Origin of the sequence: Cellulosimicrobium cellulans, assembly GCF_016907755.1 — a bacterium.
GTDB lineage: Bacteria > Actinomycetota > Actinomycetes > Actinomycetales > Cellulomonadaceae > Cellulosimicrobium > Cellulosimicrobium cellulans_D.
The window spans coordinates 3292925-3312913 of the sequence record NZ_JAFBCN010000001.1; the positions used below are offsets into that span (position 1 = coordinate 3292925).

13 protein-coding genes and 1 tRNA gene are annotated in these 19989 nt (G+C 67.4%); 3 read left to right on the forward strand and 11 right to left on the reverse strand.

The genetic code is table 11. From position 1 onward, the window contains the following. Positions 1-33 precede the first annotated feature (33 nt). Positions 34-930 (forward strand): NaeI family type II restriction endonuclease, encoded by an 897-nt coding sequence (locus JOE63_RS14395; protein WP_204542279.1) that lies wholly within the window; start codon positions 34-36, stop codon positions 928-930. Positions 931-1525: 595 nt separating this feature from the next. Here JOE63_RS14395 and drmB read toward each other — a convergent pair. The 10 genes from drmB to JOE63_RS14445 form a co-directional block, all read right to left on the reverse strand. After that, positions 1526-3433: a DUF1998 domain-containing protein gene (drmB, locus tag JOE63_RS14400; protein ID WP_239576717.1), complete on the reverse strand. Its 1908-nt coding sequence runs from the start codon at positions 3431-3433 to the stop codon at positions 1526-1528. Between the two features lie 11 nt (positions 3434-3444). After that, complete coding sequence (locus tag JOE63_RS14405) at positions 3445-6918, reverse strand: helicase-related protein (protein ID WP_204542283.1); 3474 nt, start codon at positions 6916-6918, stop codon at positions 3445-3447. Next, the gene (locus tag JOE63_RS14410) at positions 6915-8612 is read right to left on the reverse strand and encodes a nuclease-related domain-containing DEAD/DEAH box helicase (RefSeq protein ID WP_204543752.1); all 1698 of its coding nucleotides are present in this window, start codon (positions 8610-8612) and stop codon (positions 6915-6917) included. The genes JOE63_RS14405 and JOE63_RS14410 overlap by 4 nt, the downstream gene beginning before the upstream one ends. Further along, on the reverse strand, positions 8609-10135 hold the full coding sequence (locus JOE63_RS14415) for a hypothetical protein (protein ID WP_204542284.1): 1527 nt from the start codon (positions 10133-10135) through the stop codon (positions 8609-8611). Before JOE63_RS14415 ends, JOE63_RS14410 begins: the two co-directional genes overlap by 4 nt. Beyond that, positions 10132-11094 (reverse strand): hypothetical protein, encoded by a 963-nt coding sequence (locus JOE63_RS21085; RefSeq protein ID WP_239576719.1) that lies wholly within the window; start codon positions 11092-11094, stop codon positions 10132-10134. The genes JOE63_RS14415 and JOE63_RS21085 overlap by 4 nt, the downstream gene beginning before the upstream one ends. A gap of 210 nt (positions 11095-11304) precedes the next feature. After that, complete coding sequence (locus JOE63_RS14425) at positions 11305-12723, reverse strand: hypothetical protein (protein WP_204542285.1); 1419 nt, start codon at positions 12721-12723, stop codon at positions 11305-11307. After that, a complete protein-coding gene (locus JOE63_RS14430) occupies positions 12720-13370 on the reverse strand; it encodes a hypothetical protein (protein WP_204542286.1) in 651 nt (216 codons plus the stop codon). The genes JOE63_RS14425 and JOE63_RS14430 overlap by 4 nt, the downstream gene beginning before the upstream one ends. 162 nt (positions 13371-13532) lie before the next feature. Further along, a tRNA-Val gene (locus JOE63_RS14435) sits at positions 13533-13609 on the reverse strand. Between the two features lie 129 nt (positions 13610-13738). After that, positions 13739-14236: a peroxiredoxin gene (locus JOE63_RS14440; RefSeq protein WP_204542287.1), complete on the reverse strand. Its 498-nt coding sequence runs from the start codon at positions 14234-14236 to the stop codon at positions 13739-13741. Beyond that, positions 14220-14633 carry a DUF3052 domain-containing protein gene (locus JOE63_RS14445; protein ID WP_087472398.1) on the reverse strand — a complete coding sequence of 138 codons (414 nt, stop codon included), beginning with the start codon at positions 14631-14633 and terminating at the stop codon, positions 14220-14222. The genes JOE63_RS14440 and JOE63_RS14445 overlap by 17 nt, the downstream gene beginning before the upstream one ends. 429 nt (positions 14634-15062) lie before the next feature. Between JOE63_RS14445 and aceE the strand changes: the two genes are divergently transcribed. Then, entirely contained in the window at positions 15063-17825 is a 2763-nt protein-coding gene (aceE, locus tag JOE63_RS14450; RefSeq protein ID WP_204542288.1) for a pyruvate dehydrogenase (acetyl-transferring), homodimeric type, read from the forward strand. A gap of 126 nt (positions 17826-17951) precedes the next feature. Here aceE and JOE63_RS14455 read toward each other — a convergent pair whose 3' ends face one another. Beyond that, positions 17952-18638 carry a hypothetical protein gene (locus JOE63_RS14455; protein ID WP_204542290.1) on the reverse strand — a complete coding sequence of 229 codons (687 nt, stop codon included), beginning with the start codon at positions 18636-18638 and terminating at the stop codon, positions 17952-17954. 120 nt (positions 18639-18758) lie between these two features. On the opposite strand from JOE63_RS14455, the gene JOE63_RS14460 reads away from it, so the two are divergent. Next, positions 18759-19958, forward strand: a complete 1200-nt coding sequence (locus JOE63_RS14460; protein WP_374059044.1) for a PucR family transcriptional regulator — start codon at positions 18759-18761, stop codon at positions 19956-19958. Positions 19959-19989 lie beyond the last annotated feature (31 nt).

Consider the following 19989-nt stretch of genomic DNA (forward strand, 5'->3'; position numbering starts at 1 on the left):
GCCGTGACACCCGGGTCCATGTGCCAGCCAGATATGCGGAAGGGCGTCCGGGCGCCGGCCCACGTGATCCTCGATCCTCAGCAGGACTCGGAGCTCCAGGCGGTCTACCAGTGGCTGACGGCGCAGCCGGTCGAGGACCTCCTCCGGATCGCAGCCGATGACGCCGTGCAGTACGTGCTCGACGGGGCGCGCACGTGGCGGTTCGACCTGCTAGACCCGCGCGTCGACTCCGACGAGCGGTCGTCTGTGGGCACCAAGCTCCAGTACCACGTCATCGAGCGCCTCGGCCTGCAGAAGGTACCGCCCCTGGACACGGAGATAGCCGGGGTGCCCGTCGAAATCAAAGGCACCGTCAAGGACGCCACCGCGCCCTGGATGATCCCGCGGGAGGGCCAGTGCCAGGTCACCCTGATGATCCGGATCGACCCGAAGGCCCACAGGTTCGCCGCGTGGCTCATGCGCACCCATCGGGCATGGCTCAGCGGCGGGAAGGGCAACCAGGACCTGAAGCGGTCGCCCCTGGTCGGCCCATTCAGGGCGTATGCCCTGCCGGTAGTGACGTGGGCCGACCTGCCGCCGCAGCCGCTGAAGCTACTCACGCTCAGCCAGCTCCAGACCGTCTTCGGGACCGACGGCCTCCGGAAGCGGGCCACGGCGCTGTTCCGGTTCCTGCCCGAGGTCGTGATCCCGCGGTCGGCACTGGCAACCGTCGGTGCCAACCTGGACGACCCCATGAAGCGGATCCGCGAGGCGAAGCAGACGCTCCGCGACCACCATGACCTCATCGTGCTCGTAGGCAAGTGGGTCGACGAGCGGGCGGCAGCCCGCACCTTCGGGCACGTGATCGGTCCCGAGGACTGGGTTGCAGTCCCGCTGGCACGCTTTCTCGCTACCGGAATCACCGTGCCGCCGCTACGGCTCAAGGCTTGAGAATCTGTCCCCAGAGGCTGGCAGGCCCAGTGCCCACGGCCCCCATCGATGGGTGACGCCGAACTCGGCGTGAGCTCGGCACCATTGAGAAGACCGTCGAGGGGTGTCCAGGCTGCGTCATACCGGGCCGTGAATTACGCGTCGGTCTCCTGGTCGACGATCGGTAGGTCGAACTCGTGTAAACACTTCATGCAGCGGAAACGCGGCGTCAACTTCTTCCGCGGCGCGATGCGGGTCAGCCGACAATTCGGGCACCGTCGGACGAGCTTGAGTCCCTTCGACGTCGTGATCTCTTCAATGACCGAGACGCCGAGCAGCCTCTCCTTGTCCCAAGAGCGCGATCGGATCGCCAACCTGCAACTTCTTGTGGTTGGGTACCCTAGAGCCCCAGGAGTAGGCGTCGATCTGGTCGTCGTAGCAGGCGTTGCCGCCGTGCCCACGGATATCACCGGCTGCCATGAGCAACCAGGCACGCGGGGTAGGGCGGCTCTCCATGGCTACAGTTTTCCACGACAGCGTCGCGTTGCCCGCGCAGCCGTCTGCCTTGCCGGTCGCGGTTCCTACGCACGGCATGAACCACGACCGGCCGCTTCAGTCAGATCTCGAGGTTCGAGAAGTAGCCGAGCGTCGGGTCCGCGAACGTCCCGACCACCATGCCGCGGTCGAGGAAGCGGTTGAACTCCTCGCAACTCGTCTCCGGAAGCAACGCGCATCCGTGACAGGCCGCCATGTTGCATGAATCGGGACCTTGCCCCCTCTCGCCGGCGTCCATGCACACCGGATCGGTGGAGCACCACTGCGCGTCTCTGACGGCAGCGCCGACGACTGCCCGGAGTTTCTCGGGCCGCGCCATGCGAACGAGCCCGCCCATGGTGCCCTCCGAGTCGCCGGCCGCTGTGTAGATGAGCAGGCCGGCCATTTCGCGACCGGGCATAGTCGACGCGTACAGGCGCTCCCGAAGCGATGCCGAGCTGTAACCGCACTCGAACACAAGCTCGTTGATGAGCAGGTGTCCAAGGGTGTGAAGGAGGATGAACCGCGGGCTCAGCACTCGCTCTTGAAGGCCCCGCTGCGTGGCAACATGGCCGTACTGCTTGGCAATCTTGTCCGCGCGCGCTTGGATCTCGGCGCGACTCTCCCAGCGGGACAGCTCATCTCGATCGAGTTCCACGTAGATGCCCTCGCCCTTGACGACATAGGCCGGGAGCCAGTCCTGAAGAGGCGGGAGGGAGTCGCGACGGAGCAGCGCCTTCCCCTCGCTCAGCTTCAGCACGTCGTCGCGGACACGTGTGAATCCTCGCAGGGCCCGCGTCTCGCGAAGCACGTTGACAGACCGAACGCGGCCGAGGTGGCGGCGCAGGCCATCGTCAATCCCGGGATCCTTCCCGGCGAGGAAGTCGTCCTTAGGCTCCTCCCTGATCTTCAGATACTCGGGGTGTCTCCACTCGTCATCTCCGGTAAGAAGTTCCGATTCACCAGATGACTCAGCGGACTCCGGCTTGGGGGTACCTACGCCGAAGAAATCGAGGTAGCCGGCCCACAACTCCTCGTCAGTGATCGGCCTGAACAGCTCTGCCGGCACGTTCCGCTCGAGAGACTTGCGGAGCATCTCGATAGTCACGGAACCCTCAAACGCATCGTGGAGCGTGCGCAGCGTCGTGCTGACGGCGGGGTGACGCAGCAGCTCATGCATCTCGGCCGAGACCGCGCCCTCCACGCGGGGCAGGTAGATGGAAGACTCCACCTTCGGGAAGTAAACGTTGCCTGCTGCACGCAGGGCACCACGAATCGGCTGGTCGCACGGGCCATTTTTTTCGGCTAGCCAAGGCCGCGCCCCGGGGCAGTAGTACGGCTCGGATGGGCCGACGAGACGTTCCGTGAGCGCGGTGCTCTCGTTCCCCGAGACGTCCCGAGACGGTTCCGTAATGCCGCGGAGCGAGCGCTCCTTGCCGCACTTGTCGCACTTGACGACCTGGCCTTCAAGGCCTCCACCGCCTCGGGAGGTGAGCCGGAGGACGCCCGCACACCCCGGCTGATGGGAGTGGTGAACCCACTTGTCGAAGGGAAAGTCGTCGAGGTGACCCTTGCTGCAGATCGCGACGAACGGCACCTGCGCCATCTTTGGCTTGTACTTCCAAGTCGCGTGCGACGAGTCCTTGCACTCCTCTTGCTGGCGCATTGTGAGGGTGCTCTTCTTGAGCCGCTTGCAGTACGGACAGAAGCACCAAAGAGGGAAGCGCAGCACCGGAACCGTCAGTTTCACGTTGCGCTGATCGGTGCCGGACCCTGAGTACCGGTAATCCGGCGGCAACCGGAACTCAGAAACGCGCAGGCGGGACTCAAGCCTCCAGTCATGTTCCTGATACTCCTCGAGCGCCAGGATGCTCCCTGTGTGATCGAACTCGTACCAGTGGTCGAGGCCAGCGGTGATGACCGATGTGCCGTTGACTAGAACGCTCATCGCGCCGACGCCGAACGGCGTGACGAGCTGCGCTCGTCGCATGTTCCCCGTACTCACAGAATCTCGTCTCCCAGTTCGGCGTCGGCCATCGCATACGCCTGCGAGATCTGCAGGCGGCACTCCGCATCAACGTTGCGCATGCTCGTCGGGACATCCCAGATTGGCGTCTTCGCATCAAGGTCAGGGAGGGTGCCCGCGTACCGCATGAGCCCCTGCTTCGGGTTGCCGCCGATCACGTTCGCCTCCCACTCCGTCCGTTCCCAGGCCTCCCACTGTTGGGATCGCTTGGCGGCAAGGATGTCGAGGACGGGCAACTCGCCTTCGTCAGCGATCTCCGCCCGCGTCCGAAGGAGCTCAATCGCCGCGTCGTACTCCTCGCGAGGAAATGGGTACGGCTCAGCGGTGGGCGCAACTTGCCTGATGTAGGCCACGGCAGCTCCGTGAAGTGCTCGCCGGAGCACCGGAGTGGCGAATGGCGTCACCGAGGTTGGTTCGACCTGTGCGTACAGCTGCTGGTGGTATGTCCTGAACCGTTCGTAGTGGCTTCGGTCACGAGGCTTTGCGGCACCGTATATGGTGATGACCAGGCCCGGACTGACTTCTGGCTTTCGCCCGACACGACCACTCACCTGGATGTACTGCGCCGTGGTCTTGGGCTGTCCGACAATCGTCATGAGCCCAAGGCGGTCGATATCTACGCCGACCTCGATGATGTTCGACGCAAGGCAGATGTCGACGCACGAGTCATCATCGACACGAATCTGCAGTTGCTCGATGGCCTTAGGGATCTCGTCGCTCCGTCGACGCGAGGTCAGTTCCATCGTGTTCCTGGGCCAGCGCGGATCGATCTCGTCACGACGACGGAGGGCAGTGAGGTAGTCGGGGACGTCCGACTCGAGAAGGGAAACGGTGTTCCCGAGCTCGCGAAGGCTGTTTAGGAAGTTGAGATTAGTCCAGTAGCCGTCGCGGTCAGCCTCGGAGATCGAAGCGCCGGCCTGGAGCGTCGACGCCGCTACGCGGACCTGGACCGTCTGCATGGACCCAAGCGAGGAGCTCATCACGCCGAGGTAGCGCCGCCCGGGTGCTGGTGACCCATCCGACTGGGCCTCCGGCTCAGCGAAGAACGAACGACCTTCCTCAAGTCCGTGGGGTGGAAACAACGCCACCTCCGTCCTGCCGAACAGGCCGCGTATCTGGTGCTCGTAGCGACGCACAGTTGCGGTTGACGCAATGATCTTCGGGGCAACTGGCGCCGGACCACGCCTATCGGTACAGAGCTCATCGATCACCGGCTCATAAAGCCCGACCATCGATCCCAGCGGCCCGGAGATCAGGTGCAGCTCGTCCTGGATGATCACACTCGGTGGCGAGACCTCACGGACGCCGTCGTCGCCGAGGCCGAAGATGCGCCGCGCCTCTGGCCTCCAGGCCATCATGGCGAACTTGTCGACAGTTCCAATGATGATCGATGGACGCACAGCGTAGATGTCTTCATCGACGACGTGAACCGGCAGCCCCTTACGTCCCGTGAACCGACAAGCCGGGTCGATGCACCGGAGTACCACCTTGGTTCCGACCTGCTCGTAACCGATCACCTCCTGCTGACTGCCCTTCTGCTTTGTGCCCATCTGGGCACCGCACCAGGGGCAGCGCAGCAGCAGGAACTTGTTCTGGGCCTGTGGGCTGCGTCTGAGCTGCTTCAGCGAATCAACCGCTTGGGTCCACCGGTTCGGTGTGGATGATCCACCGAGCCAGATTCCGATCCCGAATGGCGTATCGCCCAACTTTTCGGGGGCCTTCGAGCGCAGGTCCTCGAGCACGCAGACCAGTGCTGACGCCCGCAGGAACTGCTGTGCAGTGAGCAGCCGGAGTGTGTACCTCATCAGTGTGTCAGTGCCCGCGTCGTCCTTGTTGCGGAGACGACGGGCGAGCAGGGAGACGGCCGAGGCGCCGAGGTATGCCTCGGTCTTGCCTCCGCCCGTCGGAAAGTAGATGAGATCGACGAGCTCGCGCGCAGCGTGAGACGGATCAATCAACTCGGGCAGGCTCGCCAGGATGAAGCCAATCTGGAACGGGCGCCACTGACCCTGACCGGGCTGAGGAGCCGCCGCCGGGTGCGCGCCAGCGACGCGCCAGATCTTGTCCTTCCCCTGCTCCACCTCGCGGAGTGGCAACCGCGACCGCACCTGCTGCTGGAGCATCGCCTCGTTCGCGAGTTTGAAGGCGTCGCTCGCTAGGGATGGCGTCGTGACGAGCTTCCAGCCTTCCACCATGCGACAGAGCGCTTCCCTACAACGACGAACGTGGTCGCGTGCCGCTGGGTGGAAATGCGCCGGGAGGTCGTCTATCTGACCCTCAAGTCCACCGATCCACTCCTCGTATAGTCGCAGCACGGTCTCAACCTGCTCGCGGCCGTCATCGCTGCCAGCGGCGAGTGCTGCCATGCTCACCGTCACCGCGCGGCGATTTGAACCTTCTCCGATGTACACGTTTGGAGTCAGGCTGACTACCTCATAGACGGGGATCGGGTCCGCTTCCACCCAGGCGCTCGAAGTGCTGGCCTCGGAAGTTGGATCGGCCCACGATGCCGCGCACCCATGCCCAATTGCATATGTCAGCTTGTGCCTGTAGAGGAGCGCGATCGATTGCTCCTCGTCATCCCCCTCTGGCTGTTCGACGTCCGGGTAGGGCTCGATCGCCAGGCCTTCTCCAGCCGACGCACGGAAGCTGACTTGGAACAGAGCGCTCGCCGAACCGCTTCCGACTGTCTGGTTGGCGACAGCAACCGTCACCAGCCGCAGGTCATGGCCAGCTTCGCCTGGAACGGGGCGGCTGAAGACCTGAGTTATCGGCTTTAGTCGCGGCTGCTCTGGTCCCGAAGCCACGGACATCGGGATGTTCATCAGCTTGTTGACGGATCCAAGCAACAAATCGGCGGGAACGGATCCACTGATCACGAACGGGACCCTGACCCACCAGTCCTGAGCTCGGGCGACCCCCGGGATCTCCGCTGCGACTTTGTCGTAGTAAGCGCCACGGACTTCGATGTTGAGGGCGCCTCCCGCCGAAACGCGACATTTGAACGACACCGCCATCGCGGACGGCTTGAAGTGATTAGCGTCTGAGAGATCGAAGTCGTCCGAGTCTGGCTCGTCGGAGCGAGGCGTGCCCTTCAGCCCCGTTGGCTCGACGGACGGGTCCTCCGGGCTATTAGCGAGCCCCGGTACCCAAGACACATCGATGTCGGGAATGCCAGTCGCCGGCTCCGCGATGGACGTCCCGCTGGCTGCTGCTCCGCTGTAGAGAACTCCGATGCCGTATCGCTTCAGCGGCTCCGTCTGCGTGAGAATTTCCTCAAGAGTCGTTGCGTCGTGAAACACACCGCGGCTCTCCTCGGCGGTGGGGAACTTCACCTTCCTGACCGAGCAGTCGATAGGCTTGCCCTGCGGCCCCTGGCCCGAAATTGGGCCGAACAGCTCCCGCCGTACGGCGTCCTCGACGATCTGTCGTGCCTCAATCCCCGTCATGCTGCACCTCCAAGTGCTGCTCGGTACGTGCCTGCCTCGATGTAGGCGACGAGGCGATCCGTCGCTCGGGTGAGTGCGACATACAGGACAGAGTCAAAGTTGGCCACAGACCCGTTATCCAGATCTGTCACGACGACGGCGGGTGCGTCCAAGCCCTTGAAGGAATGGACGGTTCCGAACCGAACTCTGCCGGGTTTCGCCGGACGCCCGTTTATCGGCTGCAATACCTGTCGAAGCCAAGGGTCGGTTGCGAGGCTCGCGGTCGAACAGTCTCGCAGGGGGCTCAGGACCACGATCTCGTTGAGGTCATATCCCTCGTCCTTGAGCATCCTGAGCGTTACCACCAGGTGGGACTGCTGCTCGTTGCTGTCCTTATACGAGATGAGCGTCGGATCAACGCCATCGTCCTGTCGGCGGAATCTCCGGTACCCAGGGTTGAGGCCTGAGAAGAGATTGACCTGGTACCCGATCCTCGGCAGGTTCCGACAGTTCTCAGTGAGGCGCATATGAACGAGGTGGGGTGCGCGAGCGCGCAGTGTGTCTCGCCCGTCAGCGGCAGAGAACAGAGCCTGACGCTCGAAGTCTCCAAACGCGAGGATGCGCCCACCAGCGAGACCACCCTCGACTATCAGGTCAAGCACGTCGAGATAGCGCTCAGACACCAGGTCCTGGACCTCATCCACGACGAGGAAGTCGCTGGCTGGCTCGTCGGTCGCAAGTAGAGCCTCAATGGCCCGGTCCGGAAGCTCTTCCTCCCAGTAGGTCGAATCGGCGTTCGGCGGAGCAGTCTCGCCAGCGAGACGAAGCAACTCTTGGTGGAAGGTGCCGACACGAAGGCCCGACAGGGTAGACATCTCAGTGGCGAGGTGCACGCCGAGGAATCGGTTGAAGCAGAAGAGTTGCCCATTGCTCCCTTGGGCGACTTCGCGCCGAGCTGCTTCAGCGGCCAGAAAAGTCTTGCCGGAGCCCGCGGGACCCGTGAAGAGAACGGCGTGGTTGTCAGACATCGAGTCCAACGCCTGATACTGCTCCTCGACAAACTCCACGAGTTGCTCGCGGCGGGCGCGTCGGACGTCTCCGTGAACAGCAGCGATCTCGAAGCGCGGCCGCAGTGCCGATACCACGCGGGCCGCCAGGTCCGCCGACGGACCGGTGCCGTACGCGGCGTACCCGCCGCGCTTCTCACGCAGATGGAGTGCGCCAGCAGTGAGCGTCCGACGGACCGCTTCTGCGGCATCGATCCGCAGGTCCTCGGAGTCGAGGACCTGCCAGGGATGCCATTCGACCGACTCTGGAAGCGTTGTACGCGCGCGCACATGCGTGAACCAGACCGAGTAGGGCATCGCGACGTGATCGAGATCAATGCCCTTGCGCTTGAGATAGCCGCCGATCGAGTACCTGGCCTCGCGTGCTTGCTCGAACGGTCCTCGCTTCTTTGGTGCGTCGTTGCCGAGCACCCATAGGCCGTCATCACGTCGCCTGACGGCTAGGTGCGACTTCACCTCGATGACGAGGATGCCAGCGTCGGGTGCGACCACAACAAAGTCAGCCTCGCCCTCGACCTGGTGCGTGTGACGTGCGATGCCCATTGAATGCAAGACGACCCAGTCGTCCGTAGCACGGTCAGTCGCGAGCGCTGTGTAGAGCGCCTTCTCGCCCGGGGGCGCATCCTCCGGGCAGAACGCGGGGATCATTCGAGCCACTGAGCACCTGCATCCTCGAAGGGAACCCGGGCGTCATGGCGCATCTGGATCTCCTTAAACGGCGCGATAGCCAGGATCTTCGTCGCAACGATCGGCCGCGCACCCTCTGACGTCGTGAGCGCCAACTGGAGGTGGCCCGTCGACTCGAGGCCGCTGAGGTCGGCCGCCGCCACGGCAGCCTCCAGCCCTCTCCGAACAGCCGCGTTCGCCTTGTGTACCGCATGCCGCAGCTTCGTCGCGTTCCCAAGGGTCGGCTCAGCTGAGACGCCGAGCCAGCGAAGCGTTAAGCGCATGTCCTCATCACGGTTGGGACGTACGAAGCTCGGGTCGGTCCACGCGCGAGCCTGCTCGCTCGCCTTCACGCCGAGCTTCGAGAGCCGCCGAACGACCTCGCCCTTGCCGAGGTCATCGAGGCGACGCGCGAGCGCACATTTCCAGGCGGCCTGCGTCTCGGCGATACCGTCCGCCGCGCTTCCCAACTCCCGCAACGCCGACTCGTAGAGGGCACCTCGCTCTCCGGCGCCGATCCGCAGGAGCAGGTAGGTACCGGGCCTGACCGACGACACCTCCGTGTACGTAACACGTTCTCGCGCGGGTTGGCGCGGCTCAAGCGTTCGGATCCGCTCTCCGTCATCCAGCCACATGGCGAAGCCGCCTGCAAGCAGCACCTTCCGAGCCTCGACTTCGTCAACACCTGGGGGTCGCGTGGCGGTCTTTCTTTCGCCCCAGACCGGCTCGGGCAGTAGGTCGTCCTCGACGGCTGATTCCTCACCGTCGACGCGCCCGCCGTCTGGCGCGGCCTGAACACCGCTAGTGAAGTGCCGGGGTCGGATGCGGATGGCCCCTTCGGCGTACTCAGCGATCGCGGAGGCAGGAACGGTCCGGTCACGGAACCACTCGGGAAGCAGGAACCCCAACTCGCCGGTCACGGGAGCCGTAACGAGTGAGGAACGGAAGAAGCGAGGCGGCCCGACAGCGTACGTGACCTCGCGGTCCGGCTGCCGACGTTCAAGATCGCCGGGGGTCAGCACGAGCGCTCCATGCGGTGCGAGCCACTCGTGCATCGCTGCCTGCGCAGCTCCATTCATTGCAACGACCACGCAGTTCTCTACCACAACCTCCTCGATAGACTCGAGCAGCAAGCAGCCCACGGGAGGGTCGCTCACAGCGACAGCCTCGGCAGACATTCGCAGCTCATCAATCAGCCCCAAGTCAGCGACTGCGCCTCGCAATCGCCTGCACTGATCAATCACCTTCGCGACGGCTTCAGGCAGTGCTGGGTTGACCGCGATGGGCGCCGGATGCGCAAGCATCTTCCATCGAAGCGATTTTGCTGCACCGATGAGGTCGTCCCAGAGCCCGTGCCCATCGTCGCTAGCAACGCGCAGGAGCGATCGGACCGTCGAGTTGAACGCAGCGCCCGTTGGGTCGCCGACGCTTATGATCTCTAGTCCATTCCGGGTCAGGTCGGCGACTGCCCGGTACCGCTGGTTGAGCAGTGCGACGGTTGTCACAGCGCCACCGTGAACGAAATGCCCTCGACACCCGCCGGCGCGCTCCAGCCGAGGTCGCGGCTCAATGACACCGGCGTACCACGAGTGTTCCGCAGCTGAATGAGGATCTCGGCGGCGGAGTCGTCGGCAACTGAGCGGTCGATAACACAGATGATCACAGGGGCCTCTATCTCTGCCGTGTACTTGATCGCACCCGAACCGTCCAAGACGACCGCCTCGACGTCCGACGGCAGCGGCAGCTGTTCAGCGAACTTTGCCGCCGAGTAGAGCCGCGTTGCCCATGTTGCGGCTCCTTCATCGTCGGGGAGAACGATGTCTGCAAGGGTGCCGTAGCCGACAAGACTTCCATTCGTACGACGCTCTGCCGCCTGGTACGCCTGTGCACGCGTCGGCGCCATCACAAGTCCAGGCTCGGTGCTTACAAAAGCCGACAGGTCCTCTCGCAGCCATGCCTTCGTGCCGACGACAGCCAGATCAGCAATCGGGGCCGATAGCCGCGAGTCCCATGTCTCTTCAAGACGCGCGAGCACCCCAAGGGTTCCGGGCACCGGCTTTGGGCTCCGTCTTGGCGTCTCGGTAGCTGGCGCCGGAGAAGCGGCGACGATGACCTGCGCGAGCAGGGTGGGTCCACGCAACTGGACGCGGGATGAGGTCCGGCTTGCGTCGACCCTGACGAGAGTGTCGTGAATGACCTCGGTTTTCGTGACTAGACGTACAGCGGAGTTGCTTGGCAACGACCTGAGGACATCAACTGGGTCATCGGCATGTAGAGCGGGGTTGGTCATCGTCCAGCCACACGCAACGAGAGCCGCAGCGAACTCCCGGCGCGGGACGGAGACCGCAACGATCAGCTGCCGACCGCGGTTGCACTCGACGTAGCGGCGCGTCCTTGTGCCAAGGGCGAGCATTGGGCCGATCCACTCCGCCGGGACGGCAGGGACCGTCGGATCATCCGTCATCGCCAGGAGTCTGGCGGCACGGCGCTCCCCGCCAGACGTGTGCATCGGCGACTTCGCCCCAGGCATGAGCACCACTGCTAAACCCGTACCCCTCAGCAACCTGCCAGTGTGATGCTCCAGACAATACTGACGACTGCCTATCGGCGGCACAGTACCAACGGGTGAAACTGTGCAGGTCAGCGCGAGAGACCCCTCGCGACGAATCGCCCGCTACATGGGCGGAAGTGCCACTACATGGGTCTGCGACTTGCCGCCTTGGCGCAAAGGGATGTCGCCATACCGACGAAGCCTGTCCTGCTCGCGCGACATCTCGACGACCTTCGTGAACCGGTCGCGCCGCGGCCCGCCCTCCACTGGCATCGACACCTCCGTGGCCGGCGCCAACGCCTTCACTGCCGTAAAGAGGTTCGGGTGGTTGCGGCCGTCGATCGGCTCGTACTTCCGCACCGCTCGCCGCACACCGCCAACGCCGACTCCTGACAGTGAAAGTTCGTTCCAGACGAAGTACCGCCGCTGATCGATGCCCTGCCTGACCCGAACGGCAAGGCACGCGTCGGTCATCGTGAAGAGCCGACGCAGCCACGCGAGCTGGTCACCGCTGACTGGCTCCCCCGTTCCGACAGCGTCTTCCATCGCGCGCTGCGCGGCTTCAGCGTCCACGACGGCGCCCAGGCCACGGCCAGCGGCGCCTGCCACGCGCTCCATTAGCATCCCGAGGAGCTTCTGATAGTTCTCGGCGCGCCTCGCGAATTGGATCGCCAGGTCGTGGGCCTCGACCGCCTCAGCCGCCCTAGTGACGAGAGCGGACACCAGCCGCTGCGCGCGTACGATCGCGATCAGCGAGTCCACGGACGGAAACTCAGCCCCGAGCCCGACAAGCAGGTTGTGCTGGGCCGCGATCGCGCCATCGAACCCGAACGGGTAGGGCATCCGCAGGAGCGCCGACAGTGGCCGGTACCCAAGCCGGTCGACGGCGCTGGCTTCGGCGTCGGTGACGCCCGCCGCCCACTGGCTGCAGAGCTGCGCGGCGGACAGCGCGGAGTCGACGAGGTGAGGCACCTTCGTGGAGAACGAGTCCTGCCACTTCGACTTCGTGCTGAGGCGCTGCCAGCCGGGTAGCGGGAAGTACCGGGCGTCGAGCGCTATCAGCGCCCAGGTGAGGTCAGCGGCGTCTCGCAGCAGGACGCGTGCGTCGTCGAACCGGACCCTGTCGGCGACGGCGGGCAGCTCGCGCTCGCGTCCGGTCATCGCGGCCACCGCGGCTCTGCGCCACGTCTCGGTGAGTCGGGTGTCCTGCACCGCGGCGAGCTCGGCGGCGTTCACGCCGCGCCCGCCGGGAAGTGCATCCGTCCTGGGCTGGTCCGTCCGAAGCCAGTGCAGCAGGCGGTGCGGTGTCTCCCAGCCGTCGATGACGTGGACGGGTGTCGCAGCCTCGGTGACCGCCAGCGCGTAGTCCCAGATCACCTTGCGATAGCGCAGGATCCTCGCCGTCGCGGCGGCGCGTTCCCCGGCCGTCGTCGTCGCCTTGCGGTTGCCGTTGGCGCCGCCGAGGTAGAACGACGGTCGGCGCATAGCGAGGAGTTGCGTCATCGACGCATGCAGCGCACTCGTGACCTGGCCGTACATCACGCACGGTCCAGAGCCGGGTGGGAGGTGTGTTCGGGGTTGTTCTCCCACTCGCGGTCGAGGACATCCCGGATCGAGAGGACGGCGCGGTTGTCCAGATCGAACGCGCAGAGCGCGGTGATTGCGGCGCGGGCCGCCGCGTAGTGCACGGGCGGGGAGCTCGTGGCCGGCTGCTCGGCTGAGGGCCGGTTCATCGGGTCGTGCAGCGAGTCGAGGACCTGCAGCACGAACCAGTAGTCGGTCAGGCTGGTCGCCGGAACTGTCTTGGCCAGTGCGACGAGGTGCGTGCGCGCGATGCCGTAGAGCAAGTAGTTGCGCCCGATCGACGGCTCGACATACACCGCCAGCCACCGGACGTAGTTGCGGCGCGTCGCGGGAGCCAGCGTCCGCGACTCGACGTACTCCGAGGCCCACGCCGACAGCGTCAGCTTGCGCACGACCTCGCGCTGGTTCGGCGGACGCCACTCGCTGCGGTCGACGAGCTTGCGCTCCTCCACGAGCCAGATCTGCGCGGAGAGCTTGTCGCCGAACGTCCGGGTGTACCGCTTGCCGTCCGGTCCCCAGTAGCGAGCCCGGGCACCGATGATCTTGTTGTTGGTCTTGCTGCGCCGAGACTCAACGGAGCCAAAGCCACCCTTAGGCACGGTCACCACCGCCTTCCAGACGGTAGGTGCGCGGTGGATGTCGCGAGTCCCGTGGGGCTGTGGCGGGGCTGTGGCGGGGCTGTAGAGCCCCACGAGGGTCCTTTTCGGTCCGCGAGGGTCCACGAAGCCCATCAGCAAACGTGCAGGTCAGAGAGGAAACACCCCTGGTGGTGGGCCCGGAGGGACTCGAACCCCCGACATCCACGGTGTAAGCGTGGCGCTCTAACCAGCTGAGCTACAGGCCCTGGAACAGCGGAGCACAGCCTACCGGGTCGGGACCTCGCCACCGGCCACACCGCGGCGCCACGACCCGACACGAGGACCGCCGTCTGCCCTCGCGCCCGGTGAGGCCCCCCACCGCGCGGCGCGCAGCGTCAGAGCTGTTCCAGCGCCCGCCGGTAGCCGTCGAGGTCGCGGCGCTGCCCGCGCGGGTTGACGACGGACCAGCGCACGATCCCGTCGGCGTCGAGCAGGAAGGAGCCGCGCAGTGCGAGGCCGTTCTCCTCGTCCAGCACGTCATAGGCCCGGGCGACGTCGCCGTGGGGCCAGAAGTCGGAGAGGAGGTCGAACTCGAAGCCCTCCTGGGCCGCCCACGCCTTCTGCGTGAAGACCGAGTCGCACGAGATGCCCAGCAGCGTGACGCCGGCGGCCTCGAAGTCCTCGAGGTTGTCGCGCAGCTCGCAGAGCTCGCCCGTGCAGATCCCGGAGAACGCGAACGGGTAGAACACGAGCAGCACCGGCCCGCCGCGCAGGTCGGCGAGGTGGACGGGGGTGCCGTGCGTGTCGGGCAGCGTGAAGTCGGGTGCGGGGTCGCCCGGCCCGGGCGGCGCGGCCCGGAGGTCGGCGACGCCCTCGTCAGCGACCGCGGCCACGGGTCCCGAGCTTCGTCGCGGACCAGTCGGGCGCGATGGCGAACGTGCTCGTCGCGTGCAGCCCGGCCGTGGTCGCGGCCTCCTGGATGTCGTTGTGGCCCACGTGCCCCGACCGTCCCGGCTTGGGCGTGAGCACCCAGATGAGGCCGCCGTCGTCGAGCACGGTCTGGACGTCCACGAGCAGGTCGGTGAGGTCGCCGTCGTCCTCGCGGTACCAGACGATCACACCGTCCGTGACGTCGTCGTAGTCCTCGTCCACGAGCTCGCCGCCGACGAGCTGCTCGAGCTCACCGCGCAGGTCGTCGTCGACGTCCTCCGACCAGCCGAACTCCTGCACCACGTTGCCGGGCGCGAACCCCAGGCGGTCCGCCCCGATGGGTCCTGCGGTCTCGGTCACTGTCGTGTCGTTCCTTTCCTCGTCCTGTGCGTCCGTGCGGCGGGCCCGACGCGCGGGCGGACGCCCGCGCGCACGACGACCTGCCGTGTCTGGCAAAGGTAGCCCACCGGAGGATCCGTTGCTTGGCAAGGTCCCGCCACGGACGCCCGGTCCGGTACGTGGCACCCGGCCCGTCGTCGGGCACCGTACCCGCACGACGCCGGGAAGCCTCCCTGCGGGGCCGTGTCGCCGAAATCACGCCCTCTTGACCACCCGATGGTGTGACTTACGCGCGCGTTGTGAACACAATGGGTAGACCACCCTGGTCTCGTGAAGAGGCGCGGTCGCCACCAGCGGCCGCGGCCGCGTGCCCGGAGTGGCCCCAAGACGGGTGTCGGCCGTGTACCGCGCGGCCGTGCGCCCGGCATCCGACGAGATATGAGGTTGCTGGTGGCTTCGTACGACGAGACCGGACCGCTGATCAACGGTCTGCTCAGCCAGGTTCCGGACTTCGACCCCGCCGAGACCGGCGAGTGGGTCGAGGCCCTCGACGGCCTGATCGACGACCGCGGGGGCCCGCGCGCCCGCTACGTCCTGCTGAACCTGCTCAAGAGGGCCCGGGAGCGCAACGTCGCCGTCCCGACCTCCTTCACCACGCCCTACGTGAACACGATCGGTGTGCACGAGGAGCCCTACTTCCCCGGCGACGAGGCGCTCGAGCGCCGCTACCGCTCGTGGATCCGCTGGAACGCGGCCGTCATGGTGACGCGCGCGCAGCGCCCCGGCATCGGCGTCGGCGGTCACATCTCCTCCTACGCGTCGGTGGCGACACTGTACGAGGTGGGCCTCAACCACTTCTTCCGCGGCAAGGACCACCCCGGCGGCGGCGACCAGGTCTACTTCCAGGGCCACGCCTCCCCCGGCGTGTACGCGCGCGCGTTCCTCGAGGGTCGCCTCTCGGCGGACCAGCTCGACGGGTTCCGCCAGGAGAAGTCGCACGCGGGCGGCGGCCTGCCGTCGTACCCGCACCCGCGCCTCATGCCCGACTTCTGGGAGTACCCCACGGTCTCCATGGGTCTCGGCCCGGCGAGCGCGATCTACCAGGCGTGGACGGACAAGTACCTGCACAACCGCGGGATCCGCGACACGGAGCAGCAGGACGTGTGGGCGTTCCTCGGCGACGGCGAGATGGACGAGCCGGAGTCGCGCGGCATGCTCCAGCTCGCGGCGCAGCAGCAGCTCGACAACCTGACGTTCGTCGTGAACTGCAACCTCCAGCGCCTCGACGGCCCGGTGCGCGGCAACGGCAAGATCATCCAGGAGCTCGAGGCGCAGTTCCGGGGTGCGGGCTGGAACGTCATCAAGGTCATCTGGGGCCGTGAGTGGGACGTCCTGCTCAACGCGGACAAGGACCGCGCCCTGGTCAACCTCATGAACGTCACGCCCGACGGCGACTACCAGACGTACCGTGCGGAGTCCGGCGCGTTCATCCGCGAGCACTTCTTCGGCCGCGACCCGCGGACCAAGCAGCTCGTCGAGAACATGACCGACGACGACATCTGGAACCTCAAGCGCGGCGGCCACGACTACCGCAAGATCTACGCGGCGTACGCGGCGGCACGCGCCCACACGGGCCAGCCGACCGTGATCCTCGCGCACACGGTCAAGGGCTACGGCCTCGGCTCGACCTTCGCCGGGCGCAACGCGACCCACCAGATGAAGAAGGTCGGCCTCGCCGACCTCAAGACGCTGCGCGACTCGCTGCGCATCCCGATCACGGACGAGGAGCTCGACGCCAACCCGTACGAGCCCCCGTACTACCACCCGGGCCCCGACGCGCCGGAGATCCAGTACCTCCTCGGTCGTCGTCAGCAGCTCGGCGGGTTCGTGCCGGAGCGCCGCTCGTCGCCCAAGCCGATCACGCTGCCAGGCGACAAGTCCTACGAGATCCTCAAGAAGGGCTCTGGCCAGCAGGAGATCGCCACCACGATGGCGTTCGTCCGGCTCCTCAAGGACCTCATCAAGGACAAGGAGTTCGGCAAGCGCATCGTGCCGATCATCCCCGACGAGGCGCGTACGTTCGGCCTGGACTCGATCTTCCCGTCGGCGAAGATTTTCAACACCCAGGGCCAGCACTACCTCGCCGTGGACCGGGAGCTCATGCTGAGCTACAAGGAGTCCGAGGCCGGCCAGATCATGCACACCGGCATCAACGAGGCCGGTTCCGCGTCCGCGTTCCAGGCGGTCGGCACGTCCTACGCCACGCAGGGCGAGATCATGGTGCCGTTCTACATCTTCTACTCGATGTTCGGCTTCCAGCGCACGGGCGACCAGTTCTGGGCGGCGGGCGACCAGCTCACCCGCGGGTTCATCGTCGGGGCGACCGCGGGCCGCACGACGCTGACCGGCGAGGGCCTGCAGCACGCCGACGGCCACTCGCCGCTCATCGCGGGCACGAACACGGCCATGGTCCAGTACGACCCGGCCTACGGGTACGAGATCCGCCACATCGTGCGCGACGGCATCGAGCGCATGTTCGGCCCCGGCGAGCACGGCGTCGGCGCGGACGGGCGCGACCAGAACGTCATGTACTACCTCACGGTGTACAACGAGCCGATGGTCCAGCCGGCCGAGCCGGAGGACGTGGACGTCGAGGGCATCCTCAAGGGCATCCACCGCCTCTCCGTCGGCGAGGGCGACGGGCCGCGCGCCCAGATCCTCGCCTCGGGCGTGGGAGTCCCGTGGGCGCTGGAGGCGCAGCAGCTCCTCCACGACGACTGGGGCGTGGCGGCCGACGTGTGGAGCGTGACGAGCTGGAACGAGCTGCGCCGCGACGGCCTCGCCGCCGACCAGGCCGCGTTCCTCGACCCGGCCGCCGAGCCGCGCGTCGCGTACGTGACCGAGAAGCTGTCCGGCCTCGAGGGCCCGTTCGTCGCGACGAGCGACTACGACCACCTCGTGCCCGACCAGATCCGCAAGTGGGTCCCGGGCGACTACGAGGTGCTCGGGGCCGACGGCTTCGGGTTCTCAGACACGCGCGCGGCGGCCCGCCGGCACTTCAAGATCGACGGCCCGTCCGTCGTCGTGCGCACGCTGCAGGCGCTCGCCAAGCAGGGCAAGGTCCCCGCGGACGCGTCCGCCCAGGCGATCGAGAAGTACCGCCTCATGGACGTCACCGCCGGCACGTCCGGCAACGCGGGCGGCGAGGCCTGACGGTCCCCGCCCGGTAGCACGACGTCGGCCGGTCACCCTGCGGGGCGGCCGGCCGTCGTCGTACGGGCAGGTGGGCGGCCCGACGGCGCGGCAGCGGTCCCGCCGCATCCTCGCCCGGGGGGGTGGTCAGGTGCCGGCGCGGTGCTGCTCGGCCTGCGCGACGGTGCGCTCGAGGTCCGCGCGCAGGGACGCCACGCCCTGGGGGTCGCCGTACTCGACGAGCGACTCCAGGTGGTGCCGTGCCTCGAGGGGACGGTCGGCGTCGATCGCGGCGAGGACGAGCTGGCGCCCGACCTCGGGCTCGTGCTCGCGCGCGCGCCAGTGCCCGACGCCCAGGCCCAGCGCCTCGACCGGCAGGCCCGCCGTGCGCAGCACCTCCATCGACTGCGCGAGCGCACGCCCCGACGGGTCGCGCTCGGCGGCCGTCGCGAACCGGCGCAGCGCGGCCTCCTGGTCGTCGTCGAGGGACAGGCGCCCGAGCTCGACCAGGGGGTACCACCCCTTGGGGTGCCCGGCGAGCTCCTCCGCGAGCGCCCAGACCGCGAGGTCGGCGGCGCGCTGCTTCTCCGTGTCGTCCACGGGTGCGGCGAGCGGGTCGTCGGTGGCCGGGCCCTCGGCGGCGCGGCGCCGGACCAGCTCGGCGAGCGCCCGGAACGCGCGCTCGTCGTTGGGGTCGTCGACGAGCATCGCCCGCAGCGCGTCCTCGTGGACCGTGTCCCCGCGCTTCTCCCCGGACCGCGGGCGGCGCGTGCCGACGGTCGACGCGGACGTCGGCCGACGCATGAGCTGTCGGAGTCGGGGCATGAGGGCCATGTCCCGACCCTAGCGGGTCGTCCGGACGCTCACCCAGCGGCCCGGGTCGGGCGCCGTCGAGCCTCGCGTGCACGAGCGCATTTGTGGACTGTCCACAAGCACGGACCGTATGCTCGGCGCGTGACGGCCACCCCCAGGACGCCCGCGAGCGCGTCCGCCCCGAGCGGCCCGACGGGCAACGCGGACAACCTCCAGCGCCTGCGCGACGGGAGCGGCCTGCTCATGTCGGCCGCGCTGCGACGCCTGGACGACGAGATCCCGTGGTACCGCGAGCTGCCGGCCGAGGACCGCTCGTACGTGGGGCTCGTGGCGCAGTCCGGCATCACCGCGTTCGTCACCTGGTACGCGGACCCGCTGGCCCCGCCGCACGGCGTGAGCGACATCTTCGCGGCCGCGCCCCCCGAGCTGACGCGCTCGATCTCCCTGCAGAACACGCTCCAGCTGGTCCGCATCGTCGTCGAGGTCGTCGAGGCGTACTCCGACCAGCTCGCGGCCCCCGGGGGCGAGCGCGACCTGCGGGAGGCGGTCCTGCGCTACTCGCGCGAGGTCGCGTTCTCCGCCGCCGAGGTCTACGCGCGCGCCGCCGAGGTGCGCGGCGCGTGGGACGCGCGTCTCGAGGCCCTCGTGGTCGACGCGCTGATCCGCGGCGACGGCGACGACTCGCTGCGCTCGCGCGTCTCGGCGCTCGGCTGGGGCGGGCACGGCCCGACCCTGGTCATGGCGGGCACGATCGCCTCGACGCTCGACGAGGTGCGCACGGCCGAGCTGCGGCGCGCGACGCGGCGCGCGGCGGGCGACGCGCTCGTGGGCATCCACGGCGACCGCCTCGTGCTCGTGCTCGGCGGGGAGGGCGACCTGCAGGCCGCGGCCGCGTCGCTCCTGCCGCGGTTCGGGCCCGGTCCCGTCGTCATCGGCCCGACCGTCCCCGGCCTGGAGGAGGCGGCGCGCTCCGCCCAGGCGGCGCTCGCGGGCCTGCGCGCCGCGCCGGCGTGGCCCCAGGCGCCGCGCCCGGTCCTCGCCGACGACCTGCTGCCGGAGCGCGTGCTCACGGGCGACACGACCGCGCGCCGCACGCTCGTCGCGCAGGCGTACCGGCCGCTCGCGGAGGCGACGGGGTCGGTGCTCGAGACGTTGTCGGCCTATCTGGGCACGGGCCGGTCGCTCGAGGCGGCCGCCCGCTCGCTGTACGTGCACCCCAACACGGTGCGCTACCGCCTGCGCAAGGTCTCCGAGATCACCGGGTGGGACCCGCTCGACGCGCGCGAGTCGTTCGTCCTGCAGGTCGCGCTCGCGCTCGGGCAGCTCTCCACGACGCGCTGAGCCCACTCGTGCGCGGGGACCGGCGGACGCG

Bases quoted from the DNA above. Each gene is read 5' to 3' on its own strand.
- JOE63_RS14395 (WP_204542279.1), top strand. From the start codon at position 34: ATGCGGAAGGGCGTCCGGGCGCCGGCCCACGTGATCCTCGATCCTCAG.
- drmB (WP_239576717.1), bottom strand. From the start codon at position 3,433: ATGCGACGAGCGCAGCTCGTCACGCCGTTCGGCGTCGGCGCGATGAGC.
- JOE63_RS14405 (WP_204542283.1), bottom strand. From the start codon at position 6,918: ATGACGGGGATTGAGGCACGACAGATCGTCGAGGACGCCGTACGGCGG.
- JOE63_RS14410 (WP_204543752.1), bottom strand. From the start codon at position 8,612: ATGATCCCCGCGTTCTGCCCGGAGGATGCGCCCCCGGGCGAGAAGGCG.
- JOE63_RS21085 (WP_239576719.1), bottom strand. From the start codon at position 11,094: ATGACGGATGATCCGACGGTCCCTGCCGTCCCGGCGGAGTGGATCGGC.
- JOE63_RS14455 (WP_204542290.1), bottom strand. From the start codon at position 18,638: ATGGCCCTCATGCCCCGACTCCGACAGCTCATGCGTCGGCCGACGTCC.